General features: G+C 68.5%; 13 protein-coding genes. 8 read left to right on the top strand and 5 right to left on the bottom strand.

Annotation, left to right across the window (positions count from 1 at the left end):
* Window positions 1–32: 32 nt before the first annotated feature.
* The 7 genes from R1Z03_RS05825 to R1Z03_RS05795 all read left to right on the top strand — a co-directional run bounded on the left by R1Z03_RS05825 (window position 33) and on the right by R1Z03_RS05795 (window position 7,466).
* The gene (locus R1Z03_RS05825) at window positions 33–1,817 is read left to right on the top strand and encodes a peptidase M14 (protein ID WP_317357668.1); all 1,785 of its coding nucleotides are present in this window, start codon (window positions 33–35) and stop codon (window positions 1,815–1,817) included.
* A gap of 306 nt (window positions 1,818–2,123) precedes the next feature.
* A complete protein-coding gene (locus R1Z03_RS05820; protein WP_317357665.1) occupies window positions 2,124–3,134 on the top strand; it encodes a TRAP transporter substrate-binding protein in 1,011 nt (336 codons plus the stop codon).
* The gene (locus tag R1Z03_RS05815; protein WP_317357662.1) at window positions 3,134–3,667 is read left to right on the top strand and encodes a TRAP transporter small permease; all 534 of its coding nucleotides are present in this window, start codon (window positions 3,134–3,136) and stop codon (window positions 3,665–3,667) included. Before R1Z03_RS05820 ends, R1Z03_RS05815 begins: the two co-directional genes overlap by 1 nt.
* A gap of 57 nt (window positions 3,668–3,724) precedes the next feature.
* Window positions 3,725–5,038, top strand: a complete 1,314-nt coding sequence (locus tag R1Z03_RS05810; RefSeq protein WP_284427132.1) for a TRAP transporter large permease — start codon at window positions 3,725–3,727, stop codon at window positions 5,036–5,038.
* A gap of 96 nt (window positions 5,039–5,134) precedes the next feature.
* The gene (gene crcB / locus R1Z03_RS05805) at window positions 5,135–5,515 is read left to right on the top strand and encodes a fluoride efflux transporter CrcB (RefSeq protein ID WP_272547945.1); all 381 of its coding nucleotides are present in this window, start codon (window positions 5,135–5,137) and stop codon (window positions 5,513–5,515) included.
* A gap of 49 nt (window positions 5,516–5,564) precedes the next feature.
* Window positions 5,565–6,428 carry a TIGR00730 family Rossman fold protein gene (locus tag R1Z03_RS05800; protein ID WP_317357658.1) on the top strand — a complete coding sequence of 288 codons (864 nt, stop codon included), beginning with the start codon at window positions 5,565–5,567 and terminating at the stop codon, window positions 6,426–6,428.
* A 132-nt stretch (window positions 6,429–6,560) separates the two neighbouring features.
* Window positions 6,561–7,466, top strand: a complete 906-nt coding sequence (locus R1Z03_RS05795; protein WP_317357655.1) for a hypothetical protein — start codon at window positions 6,561–6,563, stop codon at window positions 7,464–7,466.
* A 34-nt stretch (window positions 7,467–7,500) separates the two neighbouring features.
* Here R1Z03_RS05795 and R1Z03_RS05790 read toward each other — a convergent pair whose 3' ends face one another.
* The 5 genes from R1Z03_RS05790 to pncB form a co-directional block, all read right to left on the bottom strand.
* Complete coding sequence (locus tag R1Z03_RS05790) at window positions 7,501–8,688, bottom strand: MFS transporter (protein ID WP_317357653.1); 1,188 nt, start codon at window positions 8,686–8,688, stop codon at window positions 7,501–7,503.
* A gap of 1 nt (window position 8,689) precedes the next feature.
* Window positions 8,690–10,117, bottom strand: coding sequence for a DNA recombination protein RmuC (rmuC, locus tag R1Z03_RS05785; protein ID WP_372588267.1), 1,428 nt, complete (start codon window positions 10,115–10,117; stop codon window positions 8,690–8,692).
* 117 nt (window positions 10,118–10,234) lie between these two features.
* On the bottom strand, window positions 10,235–11,221 hold the full coding sequence (locus R1Z03_RS05780; RefSeq protein WP_317357650.1) for a D-glycerate dehydrogenase: 987 nt from the start codon (window positions 11,219–11,221) through the stop codon (window positions 10,235–10,237).
* A gap of 13 nt (window positions 11,222–11,234) precedes the next feature.
* A complete protein-coding gene (locus R1Z03_RS05775) occupies window positions 11,235–12,647 on the bottom strand; it encodes a sodium:proton antiporter (RefSeq protein WP_284429554.1) in 1,413 nt (470 codons plus the stop codon).
* A gap of 110 nt (window positions 12,648–12,757) precedes the next feature.
* Window positions 12,758–13,969, bottom strand: coding sequence for a nicotinate phosphoribosyltransferase (gene pncB / locus R1Z03_RS05770; RefSeq protein WP_284428673.1), 1,212 nt, complete (start codon window positions 13,967–13,969; stop codon window positions 12,758–12,760).
* Between the two features lie 322 nt (window positions 13,970–14,291).
* Here pncB and ggt point away from each other — a divergent pair, with 322 nt between their 5' ends.
* Window positions 14,292–16,304 carry a gamma-glutamyltransferase gene (gene ggt, locus R1Z03_RS05765; protein WP_317357645.1) on the top strand — a complete coding sequence of 671 codons (2,013 nt, stop codon included), beginning with the start codon at window positions 14,292–14,294 and terminating at the stop codon, window positions 16,302–16,304.
* The last annotated feature ends 2 nt before the right edge of the window (window positions 16,305–16,306 follow it).

Below are 16,306 nucleotides of genomic sequence, written 5' to 3'. Positions count from 1 at the left end.
CCGTCACCGGGGCGCCGCAGGTACCGAATCGCATGGCCTCTTTCGTCCCCCACCGTCCCTTGCTGGACCAGACCTTTCCCCGCACCCTGTCCGCCTGGGTGGAGCGTTTCGGCCAACCCGCGTTTCGCGGCGCCCGCATCGAAGGCTGGCTGTTCGAGGGCGTGGCCGCGCGGCGCGCGGCCGAGCAGCGCCTTGCGGCGGTGGGCGTGGTGGCGCGCTTTCGCAGTGCCTACAAGCCCCTGGTGCACTACTTTCTGGAAGAGGTCGATACCGCCCAGCTGGCCGCCGCCACGGTGCGCTACCCGGTGCCGGCCACGGGCTCGGCCGGGCGTTTTCTGCTGGAGGCGTATCCGCTGGCCGACCTCCTGGCCGGGTGCGACCTGCGGTTCGAACCCGGGGCCGACGACCTGCACTACAGCGTGGCGCTGCGCTTTCGCGATGGCCGCGAAACGGTCGATCGGGTCTTCGCACCCAACCGGGTGCACGAAGACCCCACCAGCCCGGACCCGCTGCTGTCGCCCACGGGCTGGCTGCGCGTGGACGCGTCCGGTGCGCCGGACAGCAACCAGGATGCGGCCGAATCCACCGATTTCGAAGACCTCTTCGCGCACGCCATGCGAACGCTGCGGGAGCATGCCTGGCCCGCGCAGGAGCCCTATTTCGAACGGCTGGACATCCGCGTCGACCTGCCGGGCTTCGAGCAGCCGCTGTCCACGCCGCACGAATGCATGAGCCTGCACGAGGCCCTGCACGAAGACCTGTATTTTTCGCTGCTCGAGTTCTTTCAGCAGCACTCCGGCCGCCCTGCGGGCGACCGCCGGCTGCAGCCCGGGCAGATCGTGCCCGACATCCGCCAACACGACGGCCCGCCACGCCTGCGCATCGCGCTGCGCGCCTTCGACGTGGCCGCACAGGACGCGGGCGCCTGGGCGGACACCACGGCCGGACAGGCCCTGGACGACATGGGCCAGGCTCCGCCGCCCGAGCGCATCGCACAAGCGATGGCGCGGCTGGGCGGCCAGCGCTTTTCCGCGCGCAGCCGCCAGGGGCGCGAGGTGCTGGGCCTGTACCGCACCGGCACCGAGGCCCCGATCCTGCTGAGCGGCGGCCAGCACGCCAACGAGACCTCCGGCGTCGTGGGGGCCCTGCGCGCGGCCGAGGCGCTGCATGCGCGGCCCGGCGCGCACTTCGCCCTCATCGCGCTGGAGAACCCCGACGGCTATGCGCTGCACCGCGAACTGGGCGCGCACCACGCCCACCACATGCAGCATGCCGCGCGCTACAGCGCGCTGGGCGACGACATCGAATACCGCGAGACGGCGCCGCTGTACGAGCGCGAAGCCCGCGAACAGGCCCTGGCCCTTTCCGGCGCGCAATTGCACATCAACCTGCACGGCTACCCCGCGCACGAGTGGACCCGGCCGCTGTCCGGCTACGTGCCACGAGGCTTCGGCCTGTGGACGGTGCCCAAGGGGTTCTTTCTGATCCTGCGCCACCACCCGGGCTGGCAGGCCGAAGGCCGTGCGCTGCTGGAGCAGGTGGCCGCGGCGCTGCAGGCCGTTCCCGGCCTGCCCGAGTACAACGCCCGCCAGATGGCGCTGTATGAGCACCATGCGGGGGCGTTGCCGTTCGAGGTGATCCATGGCACGGCCTGTACGCAGTCCGAGAACCCGCGCGGTGCGCCGGTCACGCTCATCACCGAGTTCCCCGACGAGACGGTGTCGGGCGATGCCTTCCGCTTCGCGCACGGCGTGCAGAAGGCCGCCGTGCTGGCCGCGGTGGACGCTTGGCAGGCCATTCTTTCCGAGCGCGGCTGATTGCGCTTGGGTGAATGGGGGGATCGGGCCTTGTTCCCTTCGGCGGTGCGTGACGTGGTGCACGCCCGGCGCTGAAGGCCATCGCGTCGCTTGCCGCAAGCGCCCAGCGGCATGAAAACAGGGGGGTTGGCAGCCCCCTTCTCTGGCACGGTCTGTGCATACCGAACCGCACTGGCGATGGGCCCGGTCCGGGCCTTTGCCATGCGCTTTGTTCAGGTAAACACCTGAGGGTGTTGCTGCAAACACGCGGTTACATTGAATGCGGTCTTTCGTTTCCCTGTCTCACTACCACTGTGGAGTTCACCGATGAAGCGTAGCGCTCTCCCTCTGTCCGCATGGGCCCTTGCCGGCGCCCTGGGTTGCGGACTGTGTGCCCCCACCGCGTTCGCGCAGACCAAATGGGATCTGGCCGCCGCCTATCCCGCCACCAACTTCCACACCGAGAACCTGATGGAGTTTGCCAAGGACGTGGACACCGCCACGGGCGGCAAGCTCAAGATCACGGTGCATGCCAACGCATCGCTGTTCAAGGCCAACGAGATCAAGCGCGCGGTGCAGGGCGGGCAGGCGCCGGCCGGCGAGATCCTGCTGCCCAACTTCGAGAACGAGAACCCCATCTTCGGCGTGGACGGCATTCCGTTCCTGGCCACCTCGTACGCCGATTCCAAGCGGCTGTACGAAGCGCAAAAGCCTGTGCTCGAAAAGCTCCTCAATGCACAGGGCCTGCGGCTGCTGTACACCGTGGCCTGGCCCCCGCAGGGCATCTACTCCAAGCGGGAAATCACCTCGGTGGCCAATCTGCGGGGCATCAAATGGCGCGCCTACAGCCCCGCCACGGCCAAGATCGCCGAACTGATCGGCGCGCAGCCCGTCACCATCCAGGCGGCCGAACTGTCGCAGGCCACGGCCACCGGCGCGGTCGAATCGATGATGACCTCCGGCTCCACCGGCTACGACAGCAAGCTCTACGAGAGCATCAAGTACTTCTACGACACCCAGGCCTGGCTGCCCAAGAACGCGGTCATCGTGAGCAAGAAGGCCTTCGACGCGCTCGACAAGCCCACGCAGTACGAACTGCTCAAGAGCGCCGCCGCGGCCGAGGCCCGCGGCTGGAAGGTCAGCGCGGAAAAGAACGAGTGGTACAAGAAGGCCCTGACCGACAAGGGCATGAAGATCCTCCCGCCCCCGCCCAAGCTGGTGGCCGACCTGCGCCAGGTCGGTGACATCATGCTGGCCGACTGGCTCAAGAAGGCCGGCCCCGATGGCGAGGCCATCATCGCCGCCTACCGCAAGCCGGCTCCCGTGGCAGCCAAGTGATGCGCCGCTTCCTGGACCGCCTGTACCTGGGCGCGGGCGCCCTGGGCGCCACCTTCGTGGCCCTGATCTGCGTGCTGATGATCGCGCAGAGCGTGCTGCGCGAGGTGGGGGTGCGCACCGGGGCGCTGAACGACGTGGTGGCGTGGTTCTGCGCCGCCGCGGCGTTCTTCGCCATGGCGCAAGCCTTCAAGCACGGCGACTTCGTGCGGGTCACGCTGCTGCTGGAAAAGCTCTCGCCGCCCCGGCGCCGGCAGTTCGAGATCGTCTCGCTGGCCATCGGCTCGGTGGCAGTGGCTTACCTGGCCTGGTCGGCGTGCCTCTTCACCTACGAAAGCTGGGAATTCAACGATGTGGCCCAGGGCCTGCTGCCGCTGCCGATGTGGATTCCCCAGATGAGCTTCGCACTGGGTTCGGTGCTGCTCTTCGTCGCGGTGGTCGATGAATTCATCATCGTCCTGCGCGGCGGCGTGCCCACCTTCGTGCGCGAAGTCGAGGACCGGCATGCGCGCGGCGATTTCTCTTCCGACATCTGACCCTCCACCCGACCTGAACCCTCGCTGCGGCCCGGCCGGGCCCGAAAGAAGAATCCCATGGACATTCTGATGGTGGGCGGCATCTTGCTGCTGCTGATGATCGTGCTGCTCTCGGGCGGCGTCTGGATCGCGATGACGCTGGCGATCTGCGGCTGGGTCGGACAGGCGTTCTTCACGAACACGCAGCCGGGCAAGAACCTGTTCTCGGCCTTCTGGGAAAGCAACGCCAGCTGGGAGCTGGCGGCGCTGCCGCTCTTCATCTGGATGGGCGAGATCCTCTTTCGCACCAAGCTGAGCGAAGAGATGTTCGAAGGCCTGCGGCCCTGGCTCAACCGGGTGCCGGGCCGGCTGATGCACACCACCATCCTGGGGTGCGGGATCTTCGGATCGGTGTCGGGCTCGTCCGCCGCCACCTGCGCCACCATCAGCAAGGTGGCCCTGCCCGAGCTGCTCAAGCGCGGCTACGACGAGCGCCTGGCGCTGGGCTCGCTTGCCACGGCAGGCACGCTGGGCATTCTCATTCCGCCATCCATCACCATGGTGGTGTATGCGGTGGCGGCAGATGCCTCCATCATCCGCATCTTCCTGGCCGGCTTCCTGCCGGGCCTGCTGCTGATGCTGCTGTTTTCGGGCTACATCGGCTGGTGGAGCCTGCGCAACCCCGACAAGGTGCCGCCGGCCGATGCACCGACGACCTTCCGCCAGAAGATCCGGCAGTCCGGCAACCTGATTCCGGTGGCGGTCCTGATCGTCTTCATCGTGTGGGTGCTGGTGGCCGGCTACGCCACCGCCACCGAGTGCGCCGCCTACGGCGTGGCCGGCTCGCTGGGGCTGGCGCTGTGGAGCCGCTCGCTCACGTGGAAGAACTTCACCGAAGGGCTGATGAGCACCACGCGCACCAGCTGCATGATCATGTTCATCCTAGCCGGCGCGGCCTTCCTGACCAAGACCATGGCCTTCACCGGCATTCCGCGCGAGCTGGCCGAGTGGGTCAATGCGATGAACCTCTCGCCCTTCGCGCTGATCGGCGTGCTGACGATCGTCTACCTCGTGCTGGGCACGGCGCTGGACGGCATCAGCATGATCGTGCTCACCAGCGCGGTGGTGCTGCCCATGATCCAGAAGGCCGGCTTCGACCTGATCTGGTTCGGCATCTTCATCGTGCTGCTGGTGGAGATCGCCGAGGTCACGCCACCCGTGGGCTTCAACCTCTTCGTGCTGCAGAACATGACCGGCAAGGACAGCAACACGATCGCACGCGCGGCCATTCCGTTCTTCCTGTGCCTGGTGGTGTGCATCGCGATCATCACCGTGTTCCCACAGATCGTCACCGTGCTGCCGGACCTGGTGATGGGCAAGGACGGCGGCTAGGCGCCGCCGCCCTGGGGCCGCTGGCAGCCGCCACTCCACGGGAGGAAGATGAGCGCCTCGGCGGCGAGGCTCCGGGTTTTTGCGATACTTTGCGGCATGCTGCTCAACGTCGCCGTCATCTGCCTGGCCGCCTGCCTGGGCGCCCTGCTGCGCTGGGGCTTCGCCCTGTGGCTCAACCCCGGCGGCCTGCTGCCCTGGGGCACGCTGGCGGTGAACCTCATCGGCGGCTACCTGATCGGCATCGCCATCGCCGTGTTCACCCAGCGGCCGGACATCGACCCGGCCTGGCGGCTGCTCATCATCACCGGCTTTCTCGGCACCCTGACCACCTTCTCCAGCTTCTCTGGCGAAGTCGTGACCATGCTGATGCAGCAGCGCTATGGCATCGCGCTGGCCACGCTGCTTTTGCACGTGGGCGGCTCCTTCACCCTCACCTGGGCCGGCATGCGCACGGCCCTGTGGTGGGCGGCCCGCTGACCGACGGCCCGGCAACGGGCCCTTCTTTTTGCCCGCACAATCTCACCCCATGGATTCCAATACCGAACTCAACGACAGCCGCCTGGCCAATGCCTGGGCCGAATTGAACAACCACGCCGTGAACGGCAACCCGCTGCACGCCGATGCCTACCGGCTGGCGTTCGCAGACCCCGAATTCCTGCTGCGGCGTGAAACGCGCGGCATCCGCTTCCAGCTCGAAATGCTCAAGCCCGACCTGGGCCAGACCGCGCAGGGCATCGAGAACACTGTGGTGGTGTACGGCAGCGCGCGCTTCATCGCCCCCGACGAAGCCGAGCAACAACTGGCCGATGCCCAGGCCAGTGGCGACGACAGCCGCATCGCGCGCGCCAGGCTCGCCGTGCGCAACGCCCGCTACTACGACCTGGCGCGGCAGTTCGCACGCGTGGTCGCCGAGCACAGCGAACAGCAGCAACCCGCGGACCGCATCTACGTGTGCACCGGCGGCGGCCCCGGCATCATGGAAGCCGCCAACCGCGGCGCGCACGACGTCGGCGCGCTCAACGTGGGCCTGAACATCGCGCTGCCCCACGAGCAAAGCGGCAACCGCTTCATCTCGCCCTCGCTGAGCTACAAGTTCCACTACTTCGCGCTGCGCAAGATGCACTTCATGATGCGCGCCAAGGCCCTGGTGGCATTCCCCGGCGGCTTCGGCACGCTGGACGAATTGTTCGAAGTGCTCACCCTCGTGCAGACCGGCAAGGCCAAGCCGGTGCCCATCGTGCTGTTCGGCACCGACTTCTGGAAGAAGCTGGTCAACTTCGATGCGCTGGTGGAGCAAGGCACCATCTCCGCCGCCGACCTGAACCTGTTCCACTACACGGACGACCCGCAGGAAGCCTGGAACATCATCAAGGCGTTCTACAAGCTTTGAATCCGGCCTGACCGCGCTGCAACCGGGTGCGTTCACCCGTTGTTTCGCACCATGGGCCGGCGCATCGCATGGCGCCGGCGGCATTCCGGCGCAGCGCGAACAATGGGCATTTTGGCTTTTCCTCAAACCACCATGCCCCGCATCGACGCTCCCAATCCCTCGGCCCAGGCCGCGTCCAGCGCATCGCAACACACGCAGGCAGAGCCGTCCGATGTGCGTCGGCGCTCCAGTGCGCGCCACCAGGCACCGGAAGGCCTGCAGCAGCGCGCAGATGCACCTGCCGCCGCGCAGCATGCGCCGCACCCGGCACGCGTTCGCACGGGACTGCAGGCCTTGCGGCAGACAGCGCAGGCGGCGGTCGATGGCGGCACGGTCGTCGCACATGCCGGTGCACGCATCGGCGCGGCAGCCGGTGCTGCCTTTCTGGCAGACCCTGTCCGGACCACCGGAATCGCCATGCTGGCGGGTGGCAGCAGCTACGCCTTGATCAACCACCAGCGCGCCAATGACCTGGAAACCGTGAGAGGGTCGGCGATCGCTTTCGCGGGATACACGTTGATGGCAGCACGCGCTTTCTTCGCGATGCTCCCCGGCGGCGCCCAAGCGGTCGCGGACGGCATCCAGGCGGCACCCGGGGCCCTTCGGGGCATAGCGGAGGGCATCCAGGCGGCACCTGGGGCCCTTCGGGACATGGCAGAGGCCTTCCAGGCCTTGGCGCAAGGCGCCATTGCGGAGGGACGTGAGCCCCAAATTTCCCAGGAACTGGCCGTCGCTGCCCTCGGTATGGTTCTTATCATGGGCGAGCCCGATCCCGACGACCCGGAGGACCTGTCACAGCAGGTGGGGCGCCATGTGCCCCAGGTGGTCGATCACCTCATGGACCTGAGACAGGGATCCGCATCCGAGACCGTCCATGCGGCTGCGCTGGAAGCGAACGAAGTCCCGGCGCAATTGGTGCGCAACCTCCACGCCCTGGTGACTGCCGATTCGCCGGTGCTGTCTCAGCGTCCCAATTCCCGGGGTGCCAGACCGAGCTGAAGCCGGCAAGGGAGCGGCCGGATCGGCCACGGCCTCAATGCGGCACGGCGGAATGCGCGTCACCGTCTCCCAGGCGCGCGGCCAGCCGGGAGCCGCCGCCCACCACCGCACCCACGACCCAGAAAAGCCCCGCCACGCCGATCAGCGCCCCTGCCGATCCGAACAGCACCGGCATCAGCACGCTCGAACCATTGATGGCCATCAGCCGCAGGCCGAGCGCCTCGCCGTGGCGATGCGATGGCGTGATCTGGTGCAGCATGCTCATGATCATCGGCTGCACCGATCCCAGCGCGAAGCCCAGCAGCACCGAGCACAGGCCCAGCGCCCACGGGTTGGGCAGCAAGGGGTACACCGCGAACAGCACCGCCGTGGTGACCATCGCCCAGGTGACCACGACCGCCTCGCGCAGGTGGGCCGCCACCAGGGGCATGAGCACGCGGATCACGGCCGCCGCAATGGCGAACGCGCCCAGGATGGTGCCGATCACCGACGCCGACAGGCCCCGCTCGTGGCCCAGGAGCGGCACCACGAAGGTGTGCACGTCCCAGCACGACGACAGCAGCCAGTTCACGATGAGCAGTCGGCGAAAGCCGGGCTCGGCCAGCAGGTCCCAGGCCCGGGGGCGCACGCCGCCGGCCGCCGCGATCACGGGCGGCAGTTCCACGGTGGCCCGCACCCAGAACCAGGTGGCGATGGGCAGCACGGCCATCAGCGCGAAGGCGGCGCGGTAGCCCTCGGTGCTGCCGGCCGTGGGACCGGCATGGTCGATGAGCATCCCGGCGCAGAACGGCCCGACGAAGTTGGACACGGCTGGGCCGATGGCCAGCCAGCTGAACACCTGGCGCAGCTGCGTGGAGTCGTGCGCCGCGCGCCCCACATGGCGCTGCAGGGCAATGGTGGCGGCCCCCGTGGCGCCGCCCGTCATGAGCGCGGCCAAGCACAGCATGGGAAACACCGGCCACACCAGCGCCCCGGCCGCCCCGACCACCGCCACGACCACGGCATAGCCGACCGGGCGCTTGAGGCCGTGGCGGTCGGCATAGCGGCCCGCCGGCAGCGCCAGGAACACCTGCGTGAGCGCGAACAGCGCGAGCAGGATGCCGACCGCCGCCGCGCTGTAGCCCTCGCGCAGGGCCAGCAGCGGCGCGGCCAGCCGCATGCCGGCCATGCAGGCGTGGATGCAGATCTGTCCGGCGATCAGGCGGGCCAGCGCGGTGTTCATGTCAAACGGCCTCGTCTTCGGTGGTGGGCGGCAGGCCGCCATCCGTGGCACCCGCCCCCGCCAGGGGCACCTCCGCCCCCGGGGCCGGCAGGGCCTGCACCTCGCGCAGCTGGCGCTGGATGGCGCGCGTGCGCACGCCCACCTCGTCGAACCGCCGGGCCGCCGCGTCGATGGATTTGCGCGTGGCCTCGACCACGTCGCCGAACTTGGAGAACTCCGTCTTCACCGCGCCGAGCAGGCCCCACACCTCGGAGGAGCGCTTTTCGATCGCCAGCGTCTTGAAGCCCATCTGCAGGCTGCTGAGCATGGCCGCCAGATTGGCGGGCCCGGTGATCATCACGCGGCAGTCGTTCTGCAGCGCCTCCACCAGCCCAGGCCGGCGGATCACCTCGGCGAACAGGCCCTCGGTGGGCAGGTACATCACGGCGAAGTCGGTGGTGTGCGGCGGCGACACGTACTTGGCGAAGATCTTGCGCGCCTCGGCCTTGATGGAGGTCTCGAAGGCGTTGCCCGCGGACAGCACCGCCGCCTTGTCGGCCAGGTCCTGCGCGTCCAGCAGCCGCTGGTACTGCTCCACCGGGTACTTGGAGTCGATGGGCAGCCACACGGGCTGCTCGTCGCCCCGGCCCGGCAGGCGGATGGCGAACTCCACCAGGTCGTCGCTGCCGGGCATGACCTTCACGTTGCGCGCGAACTGGTCCACGGTGAGCACGTTCTCGATGATGGCGCCCAGCTGCATCTCGCCCCAGGTGCCGCGCGTCTTCACGTTGGTCATCACGCGCTTGAGGTCGCCCACGCTGCCGGCCAGCGTCTGCATCTCGCCCAGGCCCTTGTGCACCTGCTCCAGCCGGTCGCTCACCAGCTTGAAGGATTCGCCCAGGCGCTGCTCCAGCGTGGCGTGCAGCTTCTCGTCCACGGTGCGGCGCATCTCCTCCAGCTTGGCGGCGTTGTCGGCCTGGATAGCGGACAGGCGCTCATTGAGCACGCCGCGCAGGGCCTCGCCGGTCTGCGTGAGTTCGGCACGGAAAGCGCCCAGCGCCTGCACCAGTTCCTGCCGCGCCGCGACGGCATCGGTCTGGCCCAGCGCCAGACGCTGCTCCAGCTTGCCTTCGAAGGCGGTGAAGGCCGCGAGCAGCTCCGCCCGGCCGCTGCGCGACTCGTGCACCGCCTGGGCCAGCCGCTCGTCCACGGCCTGGCGCACGCTCTCCAGCGTGCCCTGCATGGTCTGCGTGAAGCCGCGCAGCTGCTGGGCCATGCCCTCCAGCGCGCCATCGTTCTTGGCTACCGCCAGCTGCGTGGCCTGGGCCGTGGCCTCCAGGCGCTGCAGGCGCATCAGCCACTCGGGGGGCAGTTCGGCGCGCGGGCTGCGCAGCAGCAGAACCCCCAGCATCAGGACGACCAGCACCAGCAAACCCAGGACAGCGAACATTTCCAAAACCCGACACTCCTTTTGCTATTGATTTGATAGCTACACCGGCATGAAAATCGCCGGCATGTGGCCAATTCGGCTTGAAACCGCGGCGCGGCCGCGCCGTGGCGGCATCCGTCACACCAGCCGTTCGGCCGGCGTGTTGACGGGCGTCAGCGCGCCCCGGCCGTCGAAGAACGCGATCAGGTTGTCCGCCGCCAGGTTGGCCATCGCCAGCCGCGTGGGCACGGTGGCGCTGGCGATGTGCGGGGTCAGCACCACGTTGGGCACGGTGAGCAGGTCCGGGTGCACCTGCGGCTCGCCCTCGAACACGTCCAGCCCGGCCGCTGCGATGCGCTTGTCGCGCAGCGCCGCCGCGAGCGCCGCGTCGTCCACGATGCCGCCGCGCGCGATGTTGACCAGGGTGGCGGTCGGCTTCATCTGCGCCAGCTCGGCGGCGCCGATGGCGTGGTGCGACTCGGCCGTGTAGGGCAGCACCAGCACGAGGTGGTCGGCCGTGCGCAGCAACTCCTCCTTGGAGACGTAGCGCGCGCCGCATTCGCCCTCCAGCGCGGGCGAGAGGCGGGAGCGGTTGTGGTAGATCACCTGCATGCCGAAGCCGTGCGCGCCGCGCCGGGCGATGCCCTGCCCGATGCGGCCCATGCCCAGGATGCCGAGCGTGCTGCCGTGCACGTCGGAGCCGGCGAACATGTCGTAGCTCCATTTCGTCCACTGGCCGGCCCGCAGATAGTGCTCGCTCTCGGTCATGCGGCGCGCGGTGGCCATGAGCAGCGCGAAGCCGAAGTCCGCCGTGGTCTCGGTCAGCACGTCGGGCGTGTTGGTGCCCTGCACGCCCGACGCGGTGAGCGCGTTCACGTCGAAGTTGTTGTAGCCCACCGCCATGTTGGCCACGATGCGCAGCCGCGGGCAGCGCGCCAGCAACTCGGCGTCGATGCGCTGGCTGGCGGTGGTCAGGGCGCCGTCCTTGTCCTGCAGGCGCTCGGCCAGTTCGGCCGGCGACCAGACCGCGTCGGCGGGGTTGGCCTCGACCTCGAAATGCTGCGAGAGCCGCTCCACCACCTCGGGAAAGATGGCGCGGGCGACCAGGATGCGGGGCTTGGACATGGATCAGGACCTTTCAGCGAAACCAGAGGAATGTCATGGCGACGAGCAGCGGCAGCAGGATGCCGCACGACCAGAGCATGTAGCCGAAGAAGCTGGGCATCTTCACGCCGCGCTCTTCGGCAATGGCCTTGACCATGAGGTTGGGCGCATTGCCGATGTAGGTGCCCGCGCCCATGAACACGGCGCCGGCCGAGATCGCGGCCAGCGTGGGGGCGAGCGTGGTCATGAGCACGGCCGGGTCGCCGCCGGCGGTGTTGAAGAACACGAGGTAGGTCGGCGCGTTGTCCAGGAACGCGCTCAGCAGACCGGTGGCCCAGAAGTACATGGCCGGATCGGGGGTGCCGTCAGGCCGGGTCACCGCGCCGACGATGGCGCCGAACGGCCCCTGCGTGCCCGCCTTGAGCATCGCGATGACCGGGATGATGGTGAGAAAGATGCCCGCGAACAGCTTGGCCACTTCCTGCATGGGAGCCCAGCCGAACTGGTTGTCCGCGTGCACCTGGCGCGGCGTGAGCCACAGCGAGGCGCCCACCACCGCCAGCAGCCCCACGTCACGCACCAGCCCGGGCAGGCCCACGGGCGTGCCGGCGATGCTCCACACCACCGGCGACTTCCAGAACCCGCTGAGCAGCACCAGGGCGATCACCGCGCCCAGCAGCCAGAAATTGACCTGGCCGTCGAAGCCGATCGAGCGCGTGTCGGGCGTGGGGTCCGGCCGTGCCGCCTCGCCCGGCCGGCCATGGAACCAGCGGTCGATCGCGTAGAAGATCGCCAGCAGCGAACCCACGAGGAACAGAGTCTCCTGATGGATGTGCCCGACCGTCCAGAAGAAATCCACGCCCTTCAAAAAGCCCAGGAACAGCGGCGGGTCCCCCAGCGGCGTGAGCGAGCCCCCGGCGTTGGAGACGATGAAGATGAAGAACACGACGATGTGCGCCACGTGCTTGCGGTGGTCGTTGGCGCGCACCAGCGGCCGGATCAGCAGCATCGATGCGCCCGTCGTCCCCATGAAGCTTGCCAGCACCGCGCCGATGGCCAGGATGGCCGTGTTCAGCCCGGGGCCGCCATGCAGGTTGCCGCGGATGTGGATGCCCCCCGCCACGGTGAACAGCGCCGCCAGCAGGATGACGAACGGCAGGTACTCGGCCAGCAGCGCATGCACCAGGTTCACACCCGCCGCACCGGCCCCGAAGACTGCCGCGAACGGCAGCAGGAACGCCAGCGCCCACGCGGCAGCGATCTTACCGAAATGGTGGTGCCAGAACGCGGGGGCGAACAGCGGCACCAGCGCGATCGACAGCAACAGGCCCGCGAAGGGCACACCCCACAGCACCGACAGCGCGCTGCCGTCGATCTCGGCGGCCCGCGCCAGGCCCGGCAGCAGGCCCGTGGCGATCAGCAACAAGCCACGCAGGCCGCGGGACATCAGTAAGGACAGGGACATGGCGTTGGAAGCCTCCAGAGTGGGAACGGGGTTGGGGGTGGCCATCAAAGCGCGCGCCGGCGGACCGGTGCGCTGCATGCGGGTCGATGCGTTCACTGCGGCGCCGGGATCTCGAACACCTGGCGCAGGTAGGCCAGGTACTTCTCGTCGTCGCACATGCCTTTGCCGGGGGTGTCGGACAGCTTGGCCACGGGCTGGCCGTTGCAGCGCGTCATCTTGATCACGACCTGCAGCGGCTCGCAGCCCAGGTCGTTGGTGAGGTTGGTGCCGATGCCGAAGGCCAGCTGGCAGCGCCCGCGGAACTGCTGGTACAGCTCGATGGTGCGCGGCACGGTGAGGGCGTCGCTGAAGATCAGCGTCTTGGTCAGCGGATCGACCCGGTTGCGGCGGTAGTGGTCGAGCAGGCGCTCGCCCCAGGCGAACGGGTCGCCGCTGTCGTGGCGCGCGCCGTCGAAGAGCTTGCAGAAATACAGGTCGAAGTCGCGCAGGAAGGCGCTCATGCCATACACGTCCGACAGCGCGATGCCCAGGTCGCCACGGTACTCCTTGGCCCACATTTCGAAGCCGAAGATCTGGCTGTCGCGCAGGCGCGGGCCCAGCGCCTGGCAGGCCTGCAGGTACTCGTGCGCCATGGTGCCCAGCGGCGTCACGCCGAGCTTCATGGCATACAGCACGTTGCTCGTGCCGGCGAACTGTCCCGGCCCCGAAGGCGCGCCTGTCGTGCGGCGCTCCCCCGTACCCAGGCGCGCGCACAGCACGCGCAGCACCTCTTCGTGCCAGGCGCGGCTGAAGCGGCGACGTGTGCCGTAGTCGGCGATCTTGAGGTCACCCAGGCCATCGGCCTGCAGCAGGGCGATCTTGGCGTCGAGCCGGCGGCGGCCTTCGGGAAAGTCGGGCACCTTCTGCGTATTGCGAAAGTACACCTCGTTCACGATGGCCAGCACCGGCACCTCGAACAGGATGGTGTGCAGCCATGGCCCGGTGATGGTGATGTCGATCTCGCCCGAGGCCAGCGGGCTCACGGTGATGTACTTTTCGTTGAGCCGGAAGAGCCCGAGGAAATCCACGAAATCGCTCTTGATGAAGCGCATGGACCGCAGGTAGGCCAGCTCGGCATCCTGGAAATGCAGGCTGCACAGCGAGCGGATCTCCTCGCGGATCTCGTTGACGAAAGGCACCAGTTGCACGCCGGGATTGCGGCAGCGAAAGCGGTACTCCACCTGCGCGCCGGGAAACTGGTGCAGCACCACCTGCATCATGGTGAACTTGTAGAGATCGGTGTCGAGCAGGCTGGTGATGATCATGGGTGGAAGCGGCCGCGGCGGGCCGGCTGGGCATCTGCAGTGAACGGCAGCGGCGCACCGTCGCATGGCATTGTGTCATCAAGGGCGCCCCATTGCCGGGCACCGCATTGGTCCGGATCTTGCACCGCACTTCGGCCGCCGCACTGCATGCATCCCGCAACGCGCGCACGCGTCACCGCCCCACCCGCTTCGCCACCGATCGCATCTCGCACATGTCGCACGGCGGAATGGAGGGGGTCCGAACGGGCCCGCGCAGCGCGTATGCTCGATGCGCCGCAGAGACGACGGCACTTCCTTCTTCAAGAACAAAGGTATTTTTCCAATGCGCCATTCCCGCCCGCCCATCACACCCTCCACCGCGCGCCCTGTCTGGCGCTACACCGCCACGCTGACGGCCGCCCTGCTGGTCCTTGCCGGCTGCGGCGGTGGCGGGGGTGGCAGTGGCAGCGCTTCGGCACCCGGACAGGATTCGGCCTGCGCGGTCGTCAGCGATGGCGGCTCGGTCACGGTCGGCTCCGGCCTGCCCGGCGATCCCGCAGCGCCCGAACCCGCCTCCGGCTACAAGGTCGGCAAGACCGCGGTCTATGCCAAGCAGTACATGGTGAGCACGGCCAATCCGCTGGCCTCCCGCGCGGGCTGCGAAGTGCTGCGCCAGGGCGGCTCCGCGGTCGATGCGGCCGTGGCGGTGCAGATGGTGCTGGGCCTGGTCGAACCGCAATCGTCGGGCCTGGGCGGCGGCGCGTTCATGCTGCACTACGATGCGGCGCAGAAGAAAGTGCAGGCCTATGACGGCCGCGAAACCGCCCCCGCGGCCGCGACGGAAAACTACCTGCGCTGGGTCAGCGACAGCGACCGCACCCTGCCCCAGCCCGGCGGCGCGCGCGCCAGCGGCCGCTCCATCGGCACGCCCGGCGCCGTGCGCATGCTGGAGATGGCCTACCAGGACCACGGCAAGCTCAAGTGGAGCGAGCTGTTCCAGCCCGCGGTCAAGCTGGCCTCGGACGGCTTCCAGATCAGCGGCCGCATGGCCAGCGCCATCGCCGGCGCCACCACCGGCCTCTCGCGCGATCCCGAGGCCGTCGCCTACTTCTTCAATGCCGATGGCACGCCCAAGGGCCTGGGCACGCTGATCAAGAACCCCGCCTACGCCACCACGCTGAACACCATCGCCAGCGGCGGCGCCGATGCGTTCTACACCGGCCCCGTGGCGCAAGGCATCGTGAACAAGATCAAGGTCACCAGCGGCGGCACGCCCACCGTGGCGATCACCCCCGGCCTGACCGAGATGAGCGACCTGGCCAACTACCGCGCCAAGCGCCGCGACCCGGTCTGCACGACCTACCGCGACTACTGGGTGTGCGGCATGTCGCCACCGTCCTCCGGCGGCATCGCCGTGGCGTCGGCGCTTGGCATCCTGGAGAACTTCAACCTCGCCAACTACAAGCCCACGGCCATCGACATCGAAGGCGGCAAGCCTTCGGTGATGGGCGTGCACCTGGTGAGCGAGGCCGAGCGCCTGGCCTATGCCGACCGCGACAAGTACATCGCCGACACCGACTTCGTGTCGCTGCCCGGCGGCTCGCCCGCGGCCATGCTGGACAAGACCTACCTGCGCAACCGTGCGGGCCTGATCAGCATGACCAAGAGCATGGGCACGGCCGTGGCCGGCGACCTGAGCAACAAGCCTGCCGGCGTGAGCCTGATCGACGAGAAGGGCACGACGCACTTCACCATCGTGGACAAGCAGGGCAATGCCGTGGTGATGACCACGACGGTGGAAGCCGGCATGGGTTCGTTCCACATGACGCAGGGCTTCTTGCTGAACAACCAGCTGACCGACTTCTCGGCCACGCCGACCGACAGCACCGGCGCCGTGGTGGCGAACCGCGTCGAAGCCGGCAAGCGGCCCCGCAGCTCGATGGCACCCACGCTGGTGTTCAAGAAGGCCGCGGACGGCAGCATGGGCGACTTCCTGATGGGCACGGGCTCGCCCGGCGGCGGCACCATCATCCAGTACGTGGTGAAGACGGTCGTCGGCGCGCTCGACTGGGGCCTGGATGCGCAGCAGGCCACCTCGCTGGTGGACTTCGGCGCGAGCAACAGCCCCACGACCTCGCTGGGCGGCGAACACCCGGCCATCAACAGCAGCAACGGCGGCAACAACGACCCGCTGATCACGGGCCTGCGCGCACTGGGCCACACGGTGTCCACCTCGGCCCAGTCGAGCGGCACGAGCACCATCATCCGCGTGCAGCGCAACGGCGAGAGCGTGCTGCAAGGCGGCGCCGATCCCCGCCGCGAAGGCGTGGTGCTGGGCGATACCTACAAGCCCTGACC

The organism is Acidovorax sp. BLS4 (assembly GCF_032929295.1).
GTDB lineage: Bacteria > Pseudomonadota > Gammaproteobacteria > Burkholderiales > Burkholderiaceae_C > Paracidovorax.
Note: the sequence above shows the minus strand (reverse complement) of the source record. Positions and strands in the feature narration are given on the sequence as shown.

What these genes read in the sequence shown, in the direction of transcription:
- R1Z03_RS05825 (WP_317357668.1), top strand. Translation starts at nt 33, where the DNA reads ATGGCCTCTTTCGTCCCCCACCGTCCCTTGCTGGACCAGACCTTTCCC.
- R1Z03_RS05820 (WP_317357665.1), top strand. Translation starts at nt 2,124, where the DNA reads ATGAAGCGTAGCGCTCTCCCTCTGTCCGCATGGGCCCTTGCCGGCGCC.
- R1Z03_RS05815 (WP_317357662.1), top strand. Translation starts at nt 3,134, where the DNA reads ATGCGCCGCTTCCTGGACCGCCTGTACCTGGGCGCGGGCGCCCTGGGC.
- R1Z03_RS05810 (WP_284427132.1), top strand. Translation starts at nt 3,725, where the DNA reads ATGGACATTCTGATGGTGGGCGGCATCTTGCTGCTGCTGATGATCGTG.
- crcB (WP_272547945.1), top strand. Translation starts at nt 5,135, where the DNA reads ATGCTGCTCAACGTCGCCGTCATCTGCCTGGCCGCCTGCCTGGGCGCC.
- R1Z03_RS05800 (WP_317357658.1), top strand. Translation starts at nt 5,565, where the DNA reads ATGGATTCCAATACCGAACTCAACGACAGCCGCCTGGCCAATGCCTGG.
- R1Z03_RS05795 (WP_317357655.1), top strand. Translation starts at nt 6,561, where the DNA reads ATGCCCCGCATCGACGCTCCCAATCCCTCGGCCCAGGCCGCGTCCAGC.
- R1Z03_RS05790 (WP_317357653.1), bottom strand. Translation starts at nt 8,688, where the DNA reads ATGAACACCGCGCTGGCCCGCCTGATCGCCGGACAGATCTGCATCCAC.
- rmuC (WP_372588267.1), bottom strand. Translation starts at nt 10,117, where the DNA reads ATGTTCGCTGTCCTGGGTTTGCTGGTGCTGGTCGTCCTGATGCTGGGG.
- R1Z03_RS05780 (WP_317357650.1), bottom strand. Translation starts at nt 11,221, where the DNA reads ATGTCCAAGCCCCGCATCCTGGTCGCCCGCGCCATCTTTCCCGAGGTG.
- R1Z03_RS05775 (WP_284429554.1), bottom strand. Translation starts at nt 12,647, where the DNA reads ATGTCCCGCGGCCTGCGTGGCTTGTTGCTGATCGCCACGGGCCTGCTG.
- pncB (WP_284428673.1), bottom strand. Translation starts at nt 13,969, where the DNA reads ATGATCATCACCAGCCTGCTCGACACCGATCTCTACAAGTTCACCATG.
- ggt (WP_317357645.1), top strand. Translation starts at nt 14,292, where the DNA reads ATGCGCCATTCCCGCCCGCCCATCACACCCTCCACCGCGCGCCCTGTC.